Origin of the sequence: Streptosporangium sp. NPDC002544 (assembly GCF_040295965.1) — a bacterium.
In the GTDB taxonomy this organism is placed as follows: domain Bacteria; phylum Actinomycetota; class Actinomycetes; order Streptosporangiales; family Streptosporangiaceae; genus Streptosporangium.
In genome coordinates this window covers 142676-162616 of sequence record NZ_JBEOWJ010000025.1, presented here as the reverse complement: position 1 = coordinate 162616, position 19941 = coordinate 142676, and the positions used below count along the sequence as shown (strand labels likewise).

The following is a 19941-nucleotide window of genomic DNA, read 5'->3' as shown; positions in this document are numbered from 1 at the left end:
GAGCGCAGCGTCGCCTTCTACCAGGAGGCGCTCGGCTTCAAGGTGGTCATGGGCATGCCGGGCGCCGCTCTCAATCCGCCAGGTCCACGGTGTCGCGCAGCCTGGTCGGCTTGAGGAGGAGCACGGCGACGACGCCCACCGCGGCGATCGCGGCGGAGATCAGGAAGATGTGCCCGGTGGCATCGCCGTACGCCGCGCGCACGACGGTCCTCGCGGCTTCGGGCAGCGCCTCAAGGTTGAGGGTGCTGCCCCCGGAGCCGGACGGCCGGATGCCCGCCTTCGCGAAGCCCTCGGCGATACCGGTGGCCACCCGGCTGGCCAGGACCGCGCCCAGCACCGAGACTCCGATGGTGCCGCCCAGCGAGCGGAAGAAGGTGATGGCGCCGCTGGCGGCGCCCAGTTCCCGCAGCGGGACGACGTTCTGGATGACCAGCACCAGGTTCTGCATGGACATGCCGACGCCGATGCCGACCAGCATCATCGCGGCCGAGATGAGCACCAGCGAGGTCTCGTGGTCGATGAGGGACAGGCCGAGGAATCCGAGGGTGAGCACCACGGAACCCGTCACGATGTACGGCTTGACCTTGCCGCTCTTGGACACGAGCCGCCCGGAGATCGTGGAGGAGAGCAGCACGCCGAACATCATCGGGATGGTCAGCAGCCCGGCCTGGGTGGGGCTGTAGCCACGACCGATCTGGAAGTACTGCCCCAGGAAGACCGCTCCGCCGAACATCGCCATGCCCACCGCGAGGCTGGCCACGATGGCCAGGGCGGGGGTGCGCCTGCGGACGATGTGTATCGGCACGACCGGCTCGCTGACCCGTGACTCCACCCAGGTGGCGACGGCCAGGATCAGAATCCCGCCGCCGGCCATGACCGCGGTCTGCCAGGAGATCCAGTCGAAGGAGTTGCCGACGAAGGTGATCCAGATGAGCAGGACGCTGACGCCCGCGGCGATCAGCGTGGCGCCCGCATAGTCGATCTTGACATTCGGGCGGCGGACCGAGACCACCTTGAGCGTCTTGTGCAGCAGGACGAAGGCGATCGCCGTGAACGGCACGGCGACGAAGAAGCACCAGCGCCAGCCCAGCCATGAGGTGTCGGCGATCAGGCCGCCGAGGAGCGGGCCACCCACGGTGGCCACGGCCATCACCCCGCCCAGATAGCCGTTGTAGCGTCCCCGCTCCTTGGGGCTGATCATCGCGGCGATGATGACCTGGACCAGGACCTGCAGGGCCCCCATACCCAGGCCCTGGATGGCGCGGAAGGCGATGAGCTGGCCGGCGTTCTGCGCGAACCCGCAGGCCAGCGAGCTGAGCATGAAGATGACGATGGAGATCTGGAGGAGCAGCTTCTTGCTGAACAGGTCCGCCAGCCGGCCCCAGATCGGGGTGGAGGCGGTCGCGGCGAGCAGTGACGCGGTGATCACCCAGGTGTACTGGGACTGGGTCCCGTCGAGCGCGCCGATGATCTGCGGCAGCGCCACCGACACGATCGTGCCGCTGATCATCGCGACGAACAGCACCAGAAGCAGGCCGCTGAGCGCTTCGAGAATCTGCCGATGAGTCATCGGCTCCGTGCTTTGCGGCATGACCGCTTGGGTGCTCACACGACCTCCACGTACGGGTGACTGGAACAGGCCATGACACCATACATGCCCATTGAGAAAGTTTGCCCACTGGGCACGTATGGTGCCAGGCGTTAGGCTGTCCGTGTTATGCAGATCACAATGGGGTTGCGCGAGCGCAAGAAGGCCGAGACGCGGCAGGCGGTTCACGAGGCCGCGCTACGGCTGACCGTGGAGCACGGCCTGGACCACGTCACCGTCGAGGCCATCGCCGACGCCGCCAACATCTCGCGACGAACCTTCTCCAACTACTTCACCGGCAAGGAGGACGCCCTCCTCTACGGCGACGAGCAGCGCGTCCGCCTGCTGCTCGAGCGGGTCCGCACCCGCCCCGCCGAGGAATCGGCCTGGCGGGCGCTGCGCGGAGCGGTACACGATCTCTACAGCGAAATGGGCGGACCGGAAAGGGAGTGGGTGATCCGCGCCAGGCTCGCCAAGAGGCACCCCTCGCTCCTGGCCAGGCAACTGGCCAACCACGCCAACCTCGAACGCGAGCTCGCCCAGGTCATCGCAGAGCGCGGCGGCGACTCCGAGACCAGCGCCCGATCTCGGGTGATGGCGGCCGCCTTCCTGGTCTCGCTGCGCATCGCCACGCACATGTGGACCGAAGAGCACGAGACCCGAACCCTGCGCGAGGTCATGGACGACGTCTTGGACGAGATGGCTCACCCCTTCGACGGGGAGTGAACCGCGTCGGTTCTCGTGCCGCTCCCGAAGGCCCGGCCACCGATGGGGGCCGCCCGTACGAAGTTCCCAGGCCTTCGTGCGGGCGGCTCACCCGAAGATCGCCTGGGCGAGGGTGAGACCGGCGAACACCGCTCCCAGGCCGGCGACGATCGAGGCGACGACGTTGGCGACGGCGAAGAACACCGCGCCGGTCTCGGCCAGCCGCAGCGTCTCGTAGGAGAACGTCGAGTACGTGGTCAGCGCCCCGCAGAAGCCGGTGCCCAGCAGCAACTGCACGCCGGTGCCCACCACCCCGGACAGCGCGGCCCCGGCCAGGACGCCCAGGATCAGCGAGCCGGCCACGTTGACCGTGAAGGTGCCCCAGGGGAAGACCGTGTCGTGGCGTGCCTGCACGGCCCGGTCGGTCAGGTATCGCAACGGCGCGCCGACCGCGCCGCCGAGCAGCACCAGCAGCCAGTTCACTGGGCCCGTCCGGCACGGGGGCGAACGACCTCGACCTCGTCCAGAACGGCCAGGCTCTCGGTGAGCAGGTCGTCCAGCCGAGGCAGGAAGGCGCGGATCCGCTCCTCGGTATCGATGATCACGATGGTCACCGGCAGGTCGTCGGTCATCGACAGCAACCGGGTGGTGTGCACGATCGAGGTGGTTCCGAAACCCTCCACGCCGCGGAAGACCGATGCCCCGGCCAGCCCGGCGGCATGGGCGCGGTGCACGATCTCGCTGTACAGGGGTCGGTGGCGCCAGGTGTCGGTGTCGTCGGTGAAGATCGTCAACCGCAGCGCCCGTCCAGGCGGGATCATCGCATTCTCCTCACCAGGAGCCGGCGGGTGGCCCACGCGCCGGTGACCACCGCGGCCAGGGCCGCCAGGAGCGTCGCCGCCAGGTAGCCGAGCGCCAGGCCGGTCCTGCCGCCGGAGACCAGGCGCTCGATGTCCAGGCAGTAGGTGGAGAAGGTGGTGAACCCGCCCAGCACTCCGGTGGCGAGGAACGGCCGCACCCAGGCCGGTGCCGTCCACACCTCGGTCAGCACCACCAGCAGGACCCCGATCAGCAGGCAGCCCACCACATTGACGCAGAACGTGGTCCACGGGAAGGAGCCGGCCGCGGTCGGCCACAGCAGGGCGGCACCGTAACGGGCGCCCGTGCCGATCGCGCCACCGGCGGCGATCACCGCCAGGACACCGTAGTGCGAGCGACGCGGCTCGGGGGGATCGACGGGCTCGGTCACTGTCTCGAACCTCGCCTGTTTCGAGCGCATGCCTCTCCCTACACGCGGTGGATGCCCGACACGACCTATCAGCGAGTAGGGATCGCCGGCGGCAGCGGGGTGCCGCGCCTCGAGGACGGGCGGGCCGCACCGGCACGGAACCTCGGCCCTGCTCAGCCTAGCGCGATCACGTCCCGATCACCGTCACCGCCGCTCAGGACACCGGGTGGCAGGACCGTCCAGCCGCCGAAGGTACCCGATAACAGAGATGAAGTCCCATAGGTCACAATGATCGCCGGAGGTGGTGATGGTGATGCGGCGCGGGGTCGCGGCGATCCTGATCTCGGCGGCGGCGTTCGGGCTCATGCCCGTCTTCGCCTCCTTCGCGTACGGCACGGGGATGTCGGTGACGACGCTCCTCATGCTGCGGTTCGCGATCGCGACGGCGGTGTTCCTCGGATGGCTGGGAGTGCGCGGCAGGCTCGGGCGGCTGACCGGACGGCAGTGGGCGACCCTCGCGCTGCTGGGCGGCGGCATGTACGCGGCCCAGTCGCTGCTCTACTTCACGGCGGTCCAGCGCATCTCGCCGGCCCTCGCCGTACTGCTGCTGTACCTGTATCCGGCGCTCGTGTCCATCCTGTCGGCGGTGGTGGAGCGCACTCGCATGAGCTGGACCGTCGCCGGGCCGATCCTGGTGTCACTGGCCGGGCTGACCCTGGTGGTGGGCCGTCTGGACACCGGCCTCGACGTTCCCGGTCTGCTCGCGGCGGTCGGGGCCGCCGTGGCCTACGCCCTGTACATCATCGTGGGCAGCCGGGTCTCCGCCTCGCTGTCCCCCTCGGTCACCACGGCCTACCTGTCGATGTTCGCCACCGGCTCGTTCGCGCTGCTCGGGCTGGCATCGGGCGGGCTGGACCTCGGCTTCGCGCCGGTGGGCTGGGTCTGGGCGACGGCGGTGGCACTCGTGTCGACGGTGCTCGCGATCGCCCTGTTCTTCGCCGGGGCCACGACGCTCGGCCCGGTACGCGCGTCGATTCTCAGCATGCTGGAGCCCGTCGTGACGGTGCTCGCCACCTGGCTGCTGCTGGGCGGGACCCTGACCTGGCAGCAACTCGCGGGGGGCGCGGTGGTGCTGGCTGGCGCCCTCTGGGGCATCCTGGCGAGCTCGGCCCGCGGCACCTCCCCGGCTGCGGAGGAGACCGCCGTGGAGGCGTCCGCCTAGCACCCGCAACCGGTCGGACAGCACTTCTTGTAGCCTGGCTACCGCGCCGGCGGCGTCCCCGGCCCGCCCCCGCCGGAACGCGAGACTGTGCCGGCCGTACGGCGGCGGAGCAGGCGCGGTACGGCGACGGTGAGCATGCCGACGCCGGCGGAGACGGTCAGGGCGGCGACGAAGATCACTGTGGGACGCCAAGGCCAGCCGGCCCCGGAAAGGCGCAGCTGTCCGACGGGATATTCGGAGAACTTGGCGGTGGTCCGGGCCGTGGCGCTGTCGGCATGGGCGGCGAGGTCACGGAGCATCGGGTCGAAACCGAACTCGCCGTCCCGCCGGCCGCCGCCGGGCAGTTCCGGTGTGAGAATCCGTCCTGACGCCCAGCTCGCCAGGGCGGGCGTCAGGTCGCCGCGCACGCCCGGAACCACGAACCGGTCCACACGCGGCACCGCCGTCCCCGCTGGTTCGGTGAGCAGGACCACACCGTGCCGCGTGGTGACCGTTCCGGTGGCGCCGATCGGGATCGCGCGGGCGCTGAAGGAGACACCGGAGTAGACCTCGAACGCCGCGGCGGCGTCGATCTCTCCCACTCCCTCCACCAGCCCGATGCCGATCGTGGGGCGCCACCAGGGGAACGCCGCGTTCAGCACGTACGGCAGGTCGGACAGGGCGAGGTGGTTCGGGGTGATCGCGGTGGAGCCGTCCAGACTCCAGCCGGGATAGTGGAGCGCGCTCCCGATCCGCTGGGCCTCCGCCGCGCCCGCGAACCGCTCGACCAGGCGTAGCGCGCCGACGGTGCCGGAGGTGATACCCGCCGTGGTGGTGATCGCGCCGTCCTCCACATAGCGTTCGCCGCTCTGCCAGCGCACCTTGGGGTGGTTCCGCTTCAGGGAGCCGATGTTGGCCCAGAAGGAGGTAGCCCGGCGATTGTCGAGCACACCGGCGGCCGCGAGGAGTTCCGAGCCCGCGCAGACGCCCAGCAGGTGGGCGCCGTACCGGGACCGCGCGGCGATCCACTCACGCAACGGCTTCTCCGCCGTGCCGGTGGGATCGATGACGGCGGGCACCACCACCACGTCCGGTTCGGAAACGGCGCCTGTCCCGATCTCTTCCAGGGTGTGGTCGGGCAGCAGGTGCAGGCCGCCGGAAAGCGGGGACGGGGTTCGCCGGGCCGCGACGGTGTAGACGGCGAATCCTTCCGATCGGGCGAAGACCTCGTAGGGGGCGAGAACGTCGGCGGAGACCGAACCGGCGTTGCTGACCACGATCGCGACAGTGATCCGTCCGCCGGGTATCGCCTTGGGGGCCGGCCAGCCCCGGGCAGGCGGGCGCTGCTGAGACAGGGGGTAGCTCTGGCCCATCACGGTGGTGACACCGGCGGCGCAGATCCCGCCCAGGGAGGCGAGGAACAAGGCGGCGCCCAGCAGGACACGCCCGATCCGGCGTACGACGGGCATGGTCAGACCGCTGTGGACAGGGGACACCGGAGGCTCTCTTCCGTGAAGGCCTTTGAGGCATGGCGAGATCACGGCAGCGCGATCGGCGCCGTGAAAGGGGAATCAGGGTGAGGTATGCCGCTCAGCGCGCGTGCTTGCGCGCCGCGGACGGGGGCATCCCGTACCAGGCGGAGAACAGGCGGCGGAAGTGCCGGACATCGCGGAAGCCGCAACGGCTCGCTACGGCATCCACGCCGAGGTCCGTGTCGGCCAGCAGTCTCGAAGCCCGTTCCAGGCGCAGTTGCTGCTGGTATTCCAGGGGGCTGATGCCGATCGATGTGCTGAACGCCCGGCTCAGACCGCGCGGGGACAGGTGTGCCACCGCGGCCAACTCGGCGAGGGTGTGCGGGGTGTCCAGGTGCTGGGCGAGATGGTCCTGTACGCGGTGGACGGCCGGATGCAGGTGCGAACGGTGCTGGAGAAAAGGACTGATCTGGGTCGCCGAACCGTTTCGCCGCAGATAGACCACCAGTTCCCGGGCGACCGCGGCGGCGAGGGCGGGGCCGTGGTCGCGTTCCACCAGCGACAGCGCCAGATCGATCCCGGCTGAGATCCCCGCGCTGGTGCTCACCGGGCCGTCGTGGACGTACAGCACCCCGTCCTGGACCCGGGCCGCCGGATATCTCTGCCGCATCGCCTCGATGAGCGACCAGTGGGTGGTGCACCGGCGTCCGTCCAGCAGCCCTGCCTCGCCCAACGCCGCCGCGCCGCTGCACACCGACGCTATCCGGGCCCCGCAGCGCTGTGCCGTACGCAGCCATTGCGTCACCGAGTCGGAAACCAACGGCTCGCTCGGCCGAAGATCCCTCAGCCGAGGTCCCGGCACCAGCACCAGGTCACCGGGCTCGGTCGGCGGCAGACCGCCGAATCCGGCCAGCCTCAGTCCCTGTGCCGACACCGCCTCTTCGGTATCGGACACGAACTCCAGCCGGTAATCGGCACCCAGATGCGCCGCGGCGTCGAAGACCTGCGCAGGACCGCCCAGGTCCAGCAGGTTCACGTCCGGCAGGACCAGCACCACCACCCGGCCCGTACTCGTCACTCGCTCACTCACGGTGCCTACGCTAGACCGCCCGCACCATGATCCGGGAGGGCTGTACGTACTGTGCATCGGACGGATCAGGCACTCGTCGATCCGTCCGGTGCGTAGTCGGTGACGAGCGTCGTCCTGCTCGGCCCGGCCTTGGTGCTGTTCTCCTTCGGCCTCATGGCGGAATCCTGGGCGATGAAGATCGGAGCGAGCGCGCCGGTGGCGGTCATGACCGGAGGATTCACACTCAACCGGTGAAGCGCCGGTCAGACCGGTGCGGCCCGGTTAGAGGTCGGCCGCTCAGCGCTTGTCGCGGTGCTGGTCGAGCAGGCGGATGAGCAGGCTCATGGTGGCGGCGCCGGCGGCGCCGCCACTGAGTAGGGCGGTGGGCCAGGCGGTGCCGGCGGCCAGGGTGAGCGCGCAGGCGATGGCCGTCACCAGCGCGGTGGTGGTCAAGGTGAGAAGCACGGGTACGGAGAACATCGGGGTCGCTCCTGAGGTGGCGTCGCCGGGGATCCGGCGGTCTGGTCATCGGCCCAGAACGCGATGAGCTCGGTCTCGGTGAGCTCGTCAGCCGGGCGGTTGGGCGGAATGCGTCCGGTGGTCAAGGCCCACACCGTCACCAGCAAGGTCAGTAGCTGGTCGTCGTTGTGAACCCACGGCGGGGGTGGGGAGCCCGGCCGGGTGCCGGTGACGCGGAGAAAGGCAGGCGAAGCAGTCAGGGCGTGCGCCATGGGCTTTCTCCTTCATCGTCGGCACTGAGGGGTGCGATCAACGATGAAGGCGCCGCCATCTGGGCCGCTACCGGTTCAAACATGTCCGGAAGAGACCGGATAAATACCCTTTGTAAGGTGAGAAATATTTACGTTCTCGACGCCGATATCCCTTCGCCCCGGCCTGGCGGGCAGGATTTTCGGCGTCCTTCGGGGCGGTCCGCCTCCATCCGGTCTCATCCGGACCCATCCGGATCGCTCCGATGTCATCCGGACTCATCCGGATGCCTCCGGACTGTGTACTTAGCAGGTCAACGGCTGTTAATTCCGGACGAAGCGGAATGTGCGATCTCCCTCAGCCTGGCCGCCGATTAATGCCAATATGACTCCCGCTACTACTTGTAGATCGCGGATCACTCATTTCCGGCTAAGGGCGATGGCTGAACAACATCGTGTTGCGGCGCTACGCGCCTTCGTCGATCAGCTCAACGAGCTGCGTGGCCTGGCTGGCTCCCCGACGCTGTCTCGACTGCACACGCTGTCGATGCGCATTCCAGAGGACAACGAGGGCAGGGGGCTGGCGCCAAGCACTACCCACGACATCCTGACCGGCAAACGCAAACGCGCCCCGGCATGGGCGTGGGTGGCGTCCTTCGTGGCCGCCTGTACGGTGGCCGCCGAGCAGACCGGCCTGGATGTGCAGGCCATGGGCGACACCCGGACCTGGTATCAGAGCTGGCGAGCCGCCCATGACGCCCGGCCCGATCCACCGGCTGCGCCCACCGCGCCTGCCACGCCGGCCCTCACCACGCCGCCGCCGGGACCGGTCTCCGTCCCGTTCGCCGCCTCGCCCCCACCCGCGCAACGGCCCGAGGCCGAGCAGCTGCCGCCCGCGCGGCCGACGGGCAGGAGAGCACCGCGCCGGTCGAGTACCACGATCGTGTTCGCGCCGCTCCCCGCGGCCCGGCAGCGGTTGTTGCGGATCTACGGCAGGACCGGCACCCGCCTGCTGACCCACAGCGAGGCCGGCAACGGCGATGACTGCATGCGCCTGGCCGTCATCGCGCTGCTGAAAGGCTGGCCCCAGGAGGCGCGCCAGTGGCTGCGCCAGGCCGGCGACGCCGGTCACCCCGCCGCGCCGGGCCTGTTCGATGACCCCGACCGCCTGCGGGCGGCCGCCGAACTCGCCTACCGCTACGGCCACCACTACCAATGCTCGGATCCGAGCAAGCTCAGCGTCGCGATGTTCTTCTACCGGCTGGCCAGCGACTGTGGTCATGCCGAGGCCGCCTATCGCCTCGCGAGGATTCACCGGGCCAAGGACGAGGACTGGGCGGCCGCGAGCTTGTTCAGCCGCGCGGCCGGCAAAGGTCACCCCGAGGCCGCCGCCGAGTTCGACGGCGCCTCCGAACAGCTCACCCAGCCCCCGTGGAACGCCGAGGGCGCGCTGCCCATCGGCCTGATCGAAGAACAGGAACCCGCTACGGAGCCGCCCTCGCCGGCTGTTGATCCTCCCGCGGAATTCACCTGAGGCGGCTTGAAGACCACCGGCGCCGCCCATCACCCCGGCCACCGGCAAGCGACACGGTGAGACGGTGAGAACGACGTCGATGCCCGTCACGAAAGGACAGGCAGGCTCGAACCGGCCTAAGCCGACGATCAGGATCTTGTCCCTTCCCCTCGGACGAGGGCGGCTCTTCTGCAGCGACCGACCTCCACCAAAGTGTCTATCAGTGATCACCTTGTCACTTCAGGTGAATTCCTTATTTCCCTGATTCTTCACACCGCACTTTCATCCCGAAACGGCCGCCCGCACGACATCGGATGGCACGGGCCGGCCTTCCGCTTCGACAAGACCCCCGAGAGCCACCTCGCCGGCCTTCAGCTGCACAGGGCCATTGTCAGCTTCTCGGCCGTAAACGACCGAGCTTGCAGCTCCTCGCCGTCGATGGGTTCGACGGTTCAGGCCGCGTCGTCGGCAGCGTGACTCACTGCCCAGCCCGCCACACCGCGCGAGGCGATGTTACGGGCCGCGTTGACGTCGGCGTGCTCAGCGAAACCGCACGACGTACAGGAGAAGGCCGCCTGGCCTGGCCGGTTCTTCTTGTCCACCTGCCCGCACGATGAGCAGGCTTGCGAGGTGTAAGCCGGATCGACGTGCACAACGGCGACGCCCTGACGGGCGGCCTTGTAGGCGATGAAGCCTCCCAGCTGGTGGAAGCTCCACGAATGCAACGTGACCCGCTGGGGCTTGCGGAGCCGTACCCGGCCACGGATGCCCTGGAGGTCTTCCAGGGCGATGCCTTGCCCGGTGCGTGTCGCCTCGGTCACGATGCGTTTGGCGATGGTGTGGTTGGTGTTCGCGGCGAACCGGGCCTCGGCCCGGCGGCGCCGCTTCAGCAGCCGTTTGGCGGACTTGGTCTGCTTGGCCTGCAGGCGGCGGCGCAACTCGCGGTGACGGTGGCGGACCGCGTTCAGGCCCTTGCCGCTATGGCGAACCCCGCCACTGGTGGTCGCGATGTTCGCGATCCCCAGATCCACCCCCAAAAATCCGTCCGGGGTACGCACCGGCACGTCCGGCAGGTCGCAGGTGGCGATCAGGAACCACATGCCATCGCGATACACGAGGTCCGATTCGCCCTTGCGGTAGGCGGCCAGCATCTGGAGCTGATCGGCCGAGGCGGTGAACGCCACGCTCTTCATCCGCCCGCACGTGGTCCAGATGCTCACTGTGCGCGCGTCCATCTGCCAGGACAGGCAGCGGTCGTCGAACGGCTGGGCCGCGCCGGGGCGAAAGACGATCGGCTTGGCCAAGGCCCGCTCGCGCCGCGCGGAGCCGGGCCTGCCCACCTGGCCGTTGCGGAGATTGGCGTGCAGCGTGGCGTAGGCGTCGGTGACCTTCTTGATGACATGCTGCGCGGCCTGAGCCGCCAGCCCGTAGTTGTCCTTGATCTGCCCGTAGGCGTGCCTGCGCAGGTCGTAATTGCGAAATACCCGCTGGTCGTGGGCGAGCGTCGAGACCCAGGTGGCCGCGTCGTTGACCGCGCGCAGAGTCGCCTCCAGCGCCGCCGCCTGCTCGGGCGTCGGCAGAAGTCTCACCTGCACCACCAGCTTCACCCCGAACACTCTAGCTTTAGGTCCATCTCACCGAGATGGGAACCGAACCCCGATATCAGAAGAGGCCGAAGCATGGTCTGCGCGCTTCATGCGCATTTGGTCTTCATCCCGAAGTATCGGCGAGGTGTGTTCACCGACGAGATCCTGCGTCACTGCGAAGACATCATGATCGAGGTGTGCGACAGTTTCGGGGCCGAACCGGTCGAGTTCAACGGCGAGGAAGATCACGTGCACCTGCTCGTGCACCACCCACCCAAGGTTGCCCTCTCGACGCTGGTGAACAGCCTCAAGGGCGTCTCGGCCCGCCTGCTGCGCAAGGAGCACCCCACTCACGTCCGCACGTACCTGTGGGGCGGCCATTTCTGGTCACTGTCCTATTTCGCCGCCTCCTGCGGCGGCGCACCCTTGAGCATCATCAAGGAGTACATCGAAAATCAGAAACGCCCGGGCTGACGACCAGACGTTCACAACCCCAGGACCGGGAAGCGATTCCTCCCGGGCGTGAACGCCCGGGGTTCCTCGCTAGATAACGCTGAAGACCCGAATTCCGTACCGGCCCTAGTTCGGTACGTCCCGCGCACCGGCGCCCACGGCGAGGTCGGCGCCTCCCCGCAGTTCGCGGCGGAGCACGAGGGCGTGGCGGAGGTAGTTCCGCGCCAGGCGGGTACGGCCCGCCGACCGGTGCAGCTCGCCGAGCGTCTGGACCGTGGCGGCCTCCCCGCTCCGGTCTCCGAGCCGCTGGAAGATCAGCAAAGAGCGCTCCAGCTGGTCGGAGGCGTGCGACCGGTCACCGCGGACCACCTGCAGGCCGCCCAGCCCCTGCATGGCGTAGGCCCCGCAGTGCAGGTCGCCGAGGCCTTCGAAGATGTCCAGCGCACGCCCCTGGAAGCGCATCGCCTGGCCGGGGTCCGCCCCCAGATCGTGCAGCCGCCCGAACTGCATGGACACGCAGCCCTCGCGATGGGAGTCACCGATCTCCCTGGCCAGCCGCAGCGCCGCGTCCAGCCAGTTCGAGGCCTGCCGCAGGTCACCCGAGGCCAGGCAGGCCCGCCCGATGGCCTGCCGCGCGTAGGCCTCGCCGCTCTGGTCTCCCATGGCGAGGAACATGGCCAGAGCCTGCCGGAAGTACCCGAGCGCCCGGAGATTCTCGCCGCAGAACTGGTTGACCGCCCCCAGCCCGCAGATCGAGGTCGCCTCCCCCCGCCTGTCCCCCAGCTCGTGGAAGATCCTGAGGGATCGCCGGAACATCTCCGTCGCCTCGGCGTAGCGGTCCTGGTAGAGGCTCACCTGGGCCAGGCCGCGGAGCATGGCCGCCTCGCCGTGGCGGTCCTTGGCCAGGCACGCGGCCTCCAGGGCGATCCGGTGGGTGGAGCGCCACTCGTCGAAGTGGCAGCGCAGGTCGAAGTAGGGGACGAGTGCCGCGGCGAGCCCCCACGCCGATCCGGCCAGTCCGGCGTCGGCGGCGAGGCGTACCGCCCCCACCAGCGCGTCGTGCTCGGCGTCGAACCAGGACAGCGGGTCGGCGGTCAGGCGGCCGAGGGTGTCCTCGGCCAGGTACCAGCGGGTGGCCGAGGCCGAGGTCAGGCTGAAGAGCGTGGTCGGCAGCCGCGCGGTCGCGCTCTCGGTGGTGGCCGTCCACGCACCGAGCACCCTGATGAGCGCGTGCCGATCCGAGACGCCGCCGGCCTTCTCCCTGGCGTTGCAGCGGACCAGGTCGTGCAGCCGGTAGCGCGGCTGGCCGATCGGGTCGGTCCCGACCAGCTGGAGCAGGTTCGCGTCGACCAGGGCATCCGTCACCTCGTCGGCCCGGTGCCGGCCCAGTGCGGCGTCGACCACCCAGCCGGGCAGGGACTGCGGGCCCAGGAGGCCGAGCGCACGGAAGGCACGTGCCGCGTCCTCGGGCAGCAGCCGGTAGCTACGGTCGAGGCTGACCCGCACTCCCAGATCCCCGGCGCGCAGCTCGCTGAGCCGGTTCGACTCGACCTCCAGCCGCTGCCGCAGCACTCCGAGCGACCAGCCGGGCCGCCCCGCCAGCCGCGCCCCGGCGATCCTGACGGCCAGCGGCAGGTGGCAGCAGGCCGTCAGGATCGCCGAGGCGGCCTCCCTCTCCTGTTCCAGCCGCTCGGGCCCGACGATCGCGGCCAGGAGGTCCTCCCCCTCCCGCGGCGACAGGACGTCCAGTTCAAGCTGGAGCGCCCCGGGCAGTTCGGTGATCCGCCGCCGGCTTGTCACGAGCACCGCACAGCCGTTGCCCGGCAGCAGCGGCCGTACCTGGGCGGCGTCTGCGGCGTCGTCGAGGAAGACGAGCATCGGGCGCTCGGCCAGCAGGGACCGGTAGAGCGCGGCACGTTCGCGTTCGGTGCCCGGCAGGTCCGCCGCATCGGCGCCCAGCGCCCGCAGTGCCTCGGCCAGCAGCTCACCGGGGTCCGCGGGCACCGGGTCGGTCCCACGGAGATCGAGGTAGAGCTGCCCTGCCGGATATCCGGCCCGTACGGCATGCGCGCAGTGCACGGCCAGCGCCGACTTGCCCACGCCCGGTGCCCCCGTGACCACGACGATCGGAGGCGGTCCGGCCGGCGGGCGCCCCGCGAAGGTCAGCGCCCGCGTGAGGAGGGCGACGCTCTCGGCCCTGCCGGTGAAGTCCGGCACGTCAGAGGGGAGTTGCCGGGGAGCGGCGAGAGCCGGAGGATGGCCCGGCACGGCCACGATGGGCAGGGGTTCTCCCGCCAGGATGGCCGAGTGCGCCCGGCGCAGATCCGCGCCGGGTTCGACGCCGAGCTCGGTGACCAGCTGCCGCCTGACCGTGGTGTAGGTGTGCAGGGCCTCGGCCTGCCTGCCGCTCCGGTGCAGGGCGAGCATCAGTTGCCGCCAGAGGTCCTCGCGGAAGGGATGCTCCTTCAGCAGCCCGCGCAGCTCGCCGATCGCGCCTGCGTGGTCGCCCCGCTCCAGTCTCAGGGCGACCAGTTCCTCGGCGGCGCCGAGCCGTGCCTCCGCCAGCGACTGCAGGCGGCCGTCCCAGAGCGGGCTGCCCGGCAGCTCGGCGAGCGGTGTTCCGCGCCACAGCGCGAGCGCCCGGCGGAGCCGGTCGAAGGCCTCGTCCGTACGGCCCGCCGCGCGCGCCCTGGCGAGCAGGTCCTCAAAAAGCAGCATGTCGAGCTGTTCGGGTGCCAGCTCGATCACGTAGCCGGGCGGACGGGCCTGGATCCGCGCGCCGGCCGCCGCCAGCACGCCCCGGAGCGAGCTCACGTAGGTGCGGAGGTTCGCCTGGGCGGACCGTGGCCGCTGCCGGGGCCACAGCACCTCGACGAGGAGGTCCGCGCCGACCACGCGGTCCGCGTTGAGCAGCAGCGACGCCAGCAGGATCCTGGGCTTCGTACCGGCGATGCGGAGAGACCGTCCCGAGCTCCGGACTTCGAGGGTACCGAGCACGTTGAACGTGGGCTGATCGACCACCATGACCGCATTCACTCCTCTTGTGGAGGCGCTGCAACCATTCATCGAGCTGTGTTGTACGGGCCGGATAGACCTTTATATCGATTTTGGATGATTTTTGTATCGCTAATCCGGACCCTGGACCCCGGCAAGAGCCTTTCGGAGAGAACTAACAGACAGTGCACGGCACCGGTCAGGGCTCGGCCCGCCGGGCCTGCGGGAAAGGATCCGCATGAGACTCAACGGGGTACTCACGGCGGGGTTCGCCCTGCTACTCGGTCTCGCCGGCGGCGCCGTCACGGCCCCGGCCGCCGGCGCGGCGGCACTGGGAGACCCGGCGCCGGCCAACAACGCGGCGGACCCCGCGCCGAGCGACGAGATGAGCATCCTGGCGACCAACTTCCAGCTGCCCTTCCCCTGCGGACAGGCCTGGACAGGTAACTCCAGCGCCAGCAGCGCGCACCAGTCATGGGAGATCGACTTCAACCGGGGCAGTACCGCCGACGCCGACCTGGGCGACACCGTGGTCGCCGCGGCGGCGGGCACGGTCTCCATCTCCGCCCACCAGGGATCGACCAACGGCTTCGGGAACCTGGTCAAGATCGACCACGGCAGCGGCTGGTCCACCTACTACGCGCATCTGAACTCGCGCTCGGTGAGCGCGGGTGCCACGGTCTCCCAGGGCCAGAAGATCGGCACGGTCGGCAACACCAGCAAGCCCGGTAACAACATCTCGCCCCACCTGCACTACGAGGTCCGGCTGGGCACCAGCTACCCGTCCAACATTCAAAAGGCCGTCTTCAACGGGTCCACGTTCGGCTACCCCGCCCAGACGGTGACCTCCAAGAACTGCGGCGGTTCCACCAACCCGTACACCCCGCAGGAGGTGTGCGGTTCCGGCTACGACGTGATCGACTCCGCGGCACTGGGGTCGGCGGGCACCGTCTACCTGCTCTACAACGGCTCCAACGGCTACAACTGCGTGACCACGATCAAGAGCAGTTCCATCGGCACCGCGACGGCCACCAGCGCCTACCTGGAGGTGCAGGGCAGCACCCGCGTCACCGACTCGGGCAACTTCGCCTACTACGCCGGCCCGATCCGCGCCTCCGGAGCCGGCAAGTGCGTCAAGTGGGGCGGCAAGGCGGGCTCCACCGGCTACGACAGCCCCTTCGAACACTGCGGCAGCTGATCCCACCTAAGGGGCCGTCTCCGTCTCCACCGGGCGGAGACGGCCCCTGCGACGCCCCCCATCTGCTTGAGGAGAATCTGTGAAGGCCCGACTCCGCCGTTCAGCCGCGCTGCTGGCCGGCTCGCTCGTTCCCCTGGTGCTCCTGGCCGGCCGGCCCGCGAGCGCGACTCCCCCCGACCCTCTGGCCGACGCCTTCACCCGCGCGGCCGCGACCTACGAGGTGCCCCGCGACCTGCTGGTCACGCTCGGCTACGCCGAGACCCATCTCGACGGGCACGGGGGTGAGCCGAGCGCGAGCGGCGGCTACGGGATGATGCACCTCGTCAGCAACCCGACGGTCCACTCCCTGGAGCAGGCCGCCCAGCTGACCGGGCAGCCGGTCTCGGCGCTGAGGACCGACGACGCGGCCAACATCGCGGGCGGCGCCGCGGTGCTGCGCGCCCACGCCGACGCGCTCGGACTGGACGCCGCCGCCCGCGAGGACGCCGGGAAGTGGTACCCGGCGGTGGCCAGGTACGGCAACGCCTCCTCCCCCCAGGTGGCCCGGCTGTACGCCGACACCGTCTACGAGCTGCTCGCCTCGGGTGTCAGGGCCACGACGCCGAACGGCACCGTGACCGTCCGGCCGCAGGCGGTGCGACCCGACCGGGGCGCGTACGCCAAGGCGCCGGACCTGGACAGGACCTTCGCGGCCGCGGCCGTGGACTACCCATCGGCCCACTGGGCGCCGGCCCACTCCACCAACTACGCCGTCTCCAACCGCCCGTCCGATGACGCGATCGACCGCATCGTCATCCACGTGGCTCAGGGCTCCTACGCGGGAACGATCTCCTGGTTCCAGACCGGGCCCAGGGCGAACCCGACCTCGGCACACTACGTCGTCCGATCCTCCGACGGCGACGTCACGCAGACGGTCCGCGAGAAGGACAGGGCCTTCCACGCCGGCAGCTACAACAGGCGATCGATCGGCATCGAACACGAGGGCTTCGTCGACAACGCCTCCTGGTTCACCGACGCGATGTACCGCTCCTCGGCCGCGCTGACCCGCGCCATCGCCGACCGGTACGGCATTCCCAAGGACCGCGCCCACATCGTCGGGCATGTCGAGGTACCGGGAGCCGACCACACCGATCCCGGGCCCAACTGGAACTGGACCAGGTACATGCAGTTCGTCACCGGCGACACCGGCGGCGGCAACCCGCACACCCCGCAGTCGGTATGCGGTTCCGGCTACGACGTGATCGACTCCGCGGCACTGGGGTCGGCGGGCACCGTCTACCTGCTCTACAACGGCTCCAACGGCTACAACTGCGTGACCACGATCAAGAGCAGTTCCATCGGCACCGCGACGGCCACCAGCGCCTACCTGGAGGTGCAGGGCAGCACCCGCGTCACCGACTCGGGCAACTTCGCCTACTACGCCGGCCCGATCCGCGCCTCCGGAGCCGGCAAGTGCGTCAAGTGGGGCGGCAAGGCGGGCTCCACCGGCTACGACAGCCCCTTCGAACACTGCGGCTAGATCCGTCGCGGACGTGACGGGGGAAGCGGGCCGTACTGACCGGGGCCGGCCCCGCTTCCGGTTTCGCGGCTCGCGACCGCCAGGTCAGATCCTGGCGTTCCGCCGCAGGATGTCGATGGCGCGGACCGTGGTGTGGCCGCGCCAGTCGAGAGAGCCCGCGGGCGAGATCCTGGCGTAGTCGACGGTCCAGCCGCCGTCCTCCTGTTGCAGACCGGCCAGGCGGTCGAGGTCGGCGGAGATCACCTCGGGGGCGAACAACTCCCGCGCCGGCCCACCGGGGTAGGGGGCGAAGTCGAGCGGATGCAGCGTCTCCTCCTCGGTGCCCCCCTCGACGTGCACCCGGCCGTCGGCGGGAAGGTACTTGCCGAGGCGGCGCAGGAGATCGGCCGCCTCGGGCAGGCGACCGTGCACGACGTCCAGGAACCGCACCGCGAAGGCCAGCACGTACGCGGAGGGCGCCGCCTCGACCGCCTCGATCTCGGCCAGGCAGTACCTGGTGGCCCGCTCCAGCCAGGAATGGGCGGCCACGGCGGGATCGTGGACGGCGACGCGGTGCGCGACGGCGGCGGACACCGCGGTGATCTGCAACGACGACACCGAGGGGTCGGCTTCCCGCCACCAGGGGGCGCAACCGGCGGTGCCGGTCAGCGGCAACACGAACGGCAGTCCCCCGTCGGGCAGGGACACCGACTCCAGCCAGTCGCACAGCGCCACGGCCCGCGACGTGGTGGCAGGGGCGATGTCCTCGAACACCTCGAAGGCGTGCGCCGCGGCCCCGGTCTGGCTCTCGCTGGAGCGCAGGTCGGGCTCCAGGCCCCAGCCGTAGCCGCCGTCGGGGTTGCGATGGCCGTCCAGGGCGGCCAGCACGGCGGCGGGGTCCTCCTGGCCCATCAGCACCTCGAAACGGCGGCGGTCCAGGACACGCGCGTGCGTGGCCATGAAGGCGTCCGCCGCGGCAAGGTCGACGTTCATCGGTTACCTCCAGCGTGGAGACCCCCGCCTTCAGGCGGGGGAGGAACTGCGGCACGGTGCCGCGTTTCTGAATGGGTTGCGTAGCCGTAGCCGTCCGCTCTCTGGAGCATGCGAACGTGGCGGTGGCCGATGCCCTGCACGGTGCCGTGCCGGGTGGTGATGTTGAAGCTTCCGGTGGTGCGGACGGCGACCCGGCCGGTGTGAACCCCGGCCTTCTTGCCTGCCGGGACGTTTGCCCGGACCAGGTCACCGGTCTGGAAGCCGCGCACGGTCTTGGTTCGGGGCAGCCGTAGTCGGGGGAACCCGTACTTGTCGGTGCGGGTCCGGCAGTACGTGCCGCGCCCGGTCGCCTTCACCACCAGGACCGTGGACGGCCAGCCGGTCACCACGTCGAGATGGCCGACGTGCAGCGCGTCCAAGGTGTGCGACTTCGCCGCGCCGGTGCGGGTACGGTTCCACTTCGTCCGGCCGCCCGAGCCGGTGGCCACGGGCAGGCCGGTGGCTTCCAACGCCCGCCACAACGCCCACCTGGTGGCGTTGACGGCGGCGGCGTCCCGTAACGGGGCCTTCGCCCGCGCCATGATGCGGGCGAGCACCTTCGGCTCTCCTGCCAGGAACTCCTCGATCGGGGTGGCGTTCTTGGTCTGGTTGCACGGGATGCACGCCAGGGTCAGGTTGCTGATCCGGTCGGAGCCGCCCCGGGAACGCGGGTGGATGTGGTCGAGGTTGAGCGGCACGTCCTGCTTGCCGCAGTACGCGCACGTGCGCCCCCACCTGGCCAGCAGATACTCGCGGACTTCGTATCCGGCGAGGGTTCCCTGCTGGTAGGCCACCCCTTCGAGCGGCTTGCCCGCTGACATGGCGTGCGTGTCGAACGCGACGCGCTCGACGTGGACGACCTGAACGGGCGCCCAGCGCCTCAGGCGTCCGACCCAGGACATGGTCGTGTCCACGCGGTGTCGCAGGGACGGGGCGAGCCACCCCTTGGGTTTGGTGCGGTTGGAGAAACGGGGAGCGCGGTAGCGCAGGTTACGGGAACGGCGGCCTCGGCGCAGCGCGGCCCGCGCGCTGAGCCTGTCGCGGATCCGGCCGCCCCGGTGATCGAGTTGGATGCTGTAGGTGCCGGCACGGTTCCCGTCGCGTTCGGTGAACACGGCGATGCCGGTGTGTTTGGAGCCGGGGTCGATGCCGACCTCGACGCCCTGGAGTGTGGAGTCGGTGGCGGCGCGGTCGCGCAGACGGATGACGAACGGGGTATGCCGGTGGACCACGGCCCGCCCGGCCGCCAGCAGGCGGCGGGCGCGGGCCGGGTGGCACGGGTCAAGCGGGCGGCCGTGCTTGTCCAGGACGAACACGGCCGGGGGAACCTCACGGTTGGCTCCCTCGGGCGCCGTGGCGCCGTCGGGGTGACGCCGAGCAGACCGGGTGCCGGCCTGCTCGATCTCCCCTCGCCCATGTTCCACGCCGGTTACCGCGCTGGGGCGGTGTCCGCGTCCCGTTTCGTGCCCACCCTCGGGCGTGTCTGCTGACGCGGATTCCAGAGCAGCGGGCTGAGGAAGCACCCGCTGGTGGGTCTGCTGGCCTACGTGAAACGTAGTCAATCGAATGCACCTCCTTCTAGGCGATCGACTCGGGCTGGTCAACGCGGGGCTTCAAGACACATCGCTGCACCTCAAGCCCCCTCCTTCGGGAGGGGGTCGTTGACCTAGGTTCTCCCGGTGTGCGATGGCGGTGAA

The 19941-nt window shown here is 70.0% G+C and carries 18 protein-coding genes; 6 read left to right on the top strand and 12 right to left on the bottom strand.

From position 1 onward, the window contains the following. Nucleotides 1-70 precede the first annotated feature (70 nt). Nucleotides 71-1570: an MDR family MFS transporter gene (locus ABT061_RS32470; RefSeq protein ID WP_350925181.1), complete on the bottom strand. Its 1500-nt coding sequence runs from the start codon at nt 1568-1570 to the stop codon at nt 71-73. Between the two features lie 147 nt (nt 1571-1717). Here ABT061_RS32470 and ABT061_RS32465 point away from each other — a divergent pair, with 147 nt between their 5' ends. Further along, nucleotides 1718-2314 carry a TetR/AcrR family transcriptional regulator gene (locus tag ABT061_RS32465; protein WP_350925175.1) on the top strand — a complete coding sequence of 199 codons (597 nt, stop codon included), beginning with the start codon at nt 1718-1720 and terminating at the stop codon, nt 2312-2314. Between the two features lie 87 nt (nt 2315-2401). On the opposite strand, the gene crcB is transcribed toward ABT061_RS32465, so the two are convergent. Genes crcB through ABT061_RS32450 form a run of 3 tightly spaced genes read right to left on the bottom strand, consistent with a single transcriptional unit; the run spans nt 2402 to nt 3572 of the window. After that, the gene (gene crcB, locus ABT061_RS32460) at nt 2402-2776 is read right to left on the bottom strand and encodes a fluoride efflux transporter CrcB (protein WP_350925173.1); all 375 of its coding nucleotides are present in this window, start codon (nt 2774-2776) and stop codon (nt 2402-2404) included. Next, a complete protein-coding gene (locus ABT061_RS32455; protein WP_350925171.1) occupies nt 2773-3114 on the bottom strand; it encodes a DUF190 domain-containing protein in 342 nt (113 codons plus the stop codon). Before ABT061_RS32455 ends, crcB begins: the two co-directional genes overlap by 4 nt. Then, on the bottom strand, nt 3111-3572 hold the full coding sequence (locus ABT061_RS32450; RefSeq protein WP_350925169.1) for a FluC/FEX family fluoride channel: 462 nt from the start codon (nt 3570-3572) through the stop codon (nt 3111-3113). Before ABT061_RS32450 ends, ABT061_RS32455 begins: the two co-directional genes overlap by 4 nt. A gap of 256 nt (nt 3573-3828) precedes the next feature. Here ABT061_RS32450 and ABT061_RS32445 point away from each other — a divergent pair, with 256 nt between their 5' ends. Beyond that, a complete protein-coding gene (locus tag ABT061_RS32445) occupies nt 3829-4743 on the top strand; it encodes a DMT family transporter (RefSeq protein ID WP_350925167.1) in 915 nt (304 codons plus the stop codon). Nucleotides 4744-4781: 38 nt separating this feature from the next. On the opposite strand, the gene ABT061_RS32440 is transcribed toward ABT061_RS32445, so the two are convergent. The 4 genes from ABT061_RS32440 to ABT061_RS32425 form a co-directional block, all read right to left on the bottom strand. After that, nucleotides 4782-6218: a DJ-1/PfpI family protein gene (locus ABT061_RS32440; RefSeq protein WP_350925165.1), complete on the bottom strand. Its 1437-nt coding sequence runs from the start codon at nt 6216-6218 to the stop codon at nt 4782-4784. 94 nt (nt 6219-6312) lie between these two features. Next, entirely contained in the window at nt 6313-7284 is a 972-nt protein-coding gene (locus tag ABT061_RS32435) for a GlxA family transcriptional regulator (protein ID WP_350925163.1), read from the bottom strand. A 65-nt stretch (nt 7285-7349) separates the two neighbouring features. Continuing rightward, nucleotides 7350-7490 (bottom strand): hypothetical protein, encoded by a 141-nt coding sequence (locus tag ABT061_RS32430; protein WP_350925161.1) that lies wholly within the window; start codon nt 7488-7490, stop codon nt 7350-7352. A gap of 70 nt (nt 7491-7560) precedes the next feature. Next, nucleotides 7561-7743, bottom strand: coding sequence for a hypothetical protein (locus ABT061_RS32425; protein WP_350925159.1), 183 nt, complete (start codon nt 7741-7743; stop codon nt 7561-7563). A gap of 666 nt (nt 7744-8409) precedes the next feature. Between ABT061_RS32425 and ABT061_RS32420 the strand changes: the two genes are divergently transcribed. Beyond that, a complete protein-coding gene (locus tag ABT061_RS32420) occupies nt 8410-9504 on the top strand; it encodes an SEL1-like repeat protein (RefSeq protein WP_350925157.1) in 1095 nt (364 codons plus the stop codon). A 431-nt stretch (nt 9505-9935) separates the two neighbouring features. On the opposite strand, the gene ABT061_RS32415 is transcribed toward ABT061_RS32420, so the two are convergent. After that, complete coding sequence (locus ABT061_RS32415; RefSeq protein ID WP_502991524.1) at nt 9936-11090, bottom strand: RNA-guided endonuclease InsQ/TnpB family protein; 1155 nt, start codon at nt 11088-11090, stop codon at nt 9936-9938. Nucleotides 11091-11114: 24 nt separating this feature from the next. Here ABT061_RS32415 and tnpA point away from each other — a divergent pair, with 24 nt between their 5' ends. Continuing rightward, nucleotides 11115-11543, top strand: coding sequence for an IS200/IS605 family transposase (gene tnpA / locus ABT061_RS32410; RefSeq protein WP_350925179.1), 429 nt, complete (start codon nt 11115-11117; stop codon nt 11541-11543). Nucleotides 11544-11648: 105 nt separating this feature from the next. On the opposite strand, the gene ABT061_RS32405 is transcribed toward tnpA, so the two are convergent. After that, nucleotides 11649-14546 (bottom strand): AfsR/SARP family transcriptional regulator, encoded by a 2898-nt coding sequence (locus tag ABT061_RS32405; RefSeq protein ID WP_350925153.1) that lies wholly within the window; start codon nt 14544-14546, stop codon nt 11649-11651. A gap of 208 nt (nt 14547-14754) precedes the next feature. Between ABT061_RS32405 and ABT061_RS32400 the strand changes: the two genes are divergently transcribed. After that, nucleotides 14755-15714 (top strand): M23 family metallopeptidase, encoded by a 960-nt coding sequence (locus ABT061_RS32400; RefSeq protein WP_350925151.1) that lies wholly within the window; start codon nt 14755-14757, stop codon nt 15712-15714. Between the two features lie 79 nt (nt 15715-15793). After that, nucleotides 15794-17233 (top strand): N-acetylmuramoyl-L-alanine amidase, encoded by a 1440-nt coding sequence (locus ABT061_RS32395; protein WP_350925149.1) that lies wholly within the window; start codon nt 15794-15796, stop codon nt 17231-17233. An 84-nt stretch (nt 17234-17317) separates the two neighbouring features. Here ABT061_RS32395 and ABT061_RS32390 read toward each other — a convergent pair whose 3' ends face one another. Further along, nucleotides 17318-18205: a prenyltransferase/squalene oxidase repeat-containing protein gene (locus tag ABT061_RS32390; protein ID WP_350925147.1), complete on the bottom strand. Its 888-nt coding sequence runs from the start codon at nt 18203-18205 to the stop codon at nt 17318-17320. Then, on the bottom strand, nt 18202-19668 hold the full coding sequence (gene iscB / locus ABT061_RS32385; protein WP_350925145.1) for an RNA-guided endonuclease IscB: 1467 nt from the start codon (nt 19666-19668) through the stop codon (nt 18202-18204). The genes ABT061_RS32390 and iscB overlap by 4 nt, the downstream gene beginning before the upstream one ends. Nucleotides 19669-19941: the final 273 nt, after the last annotated feature.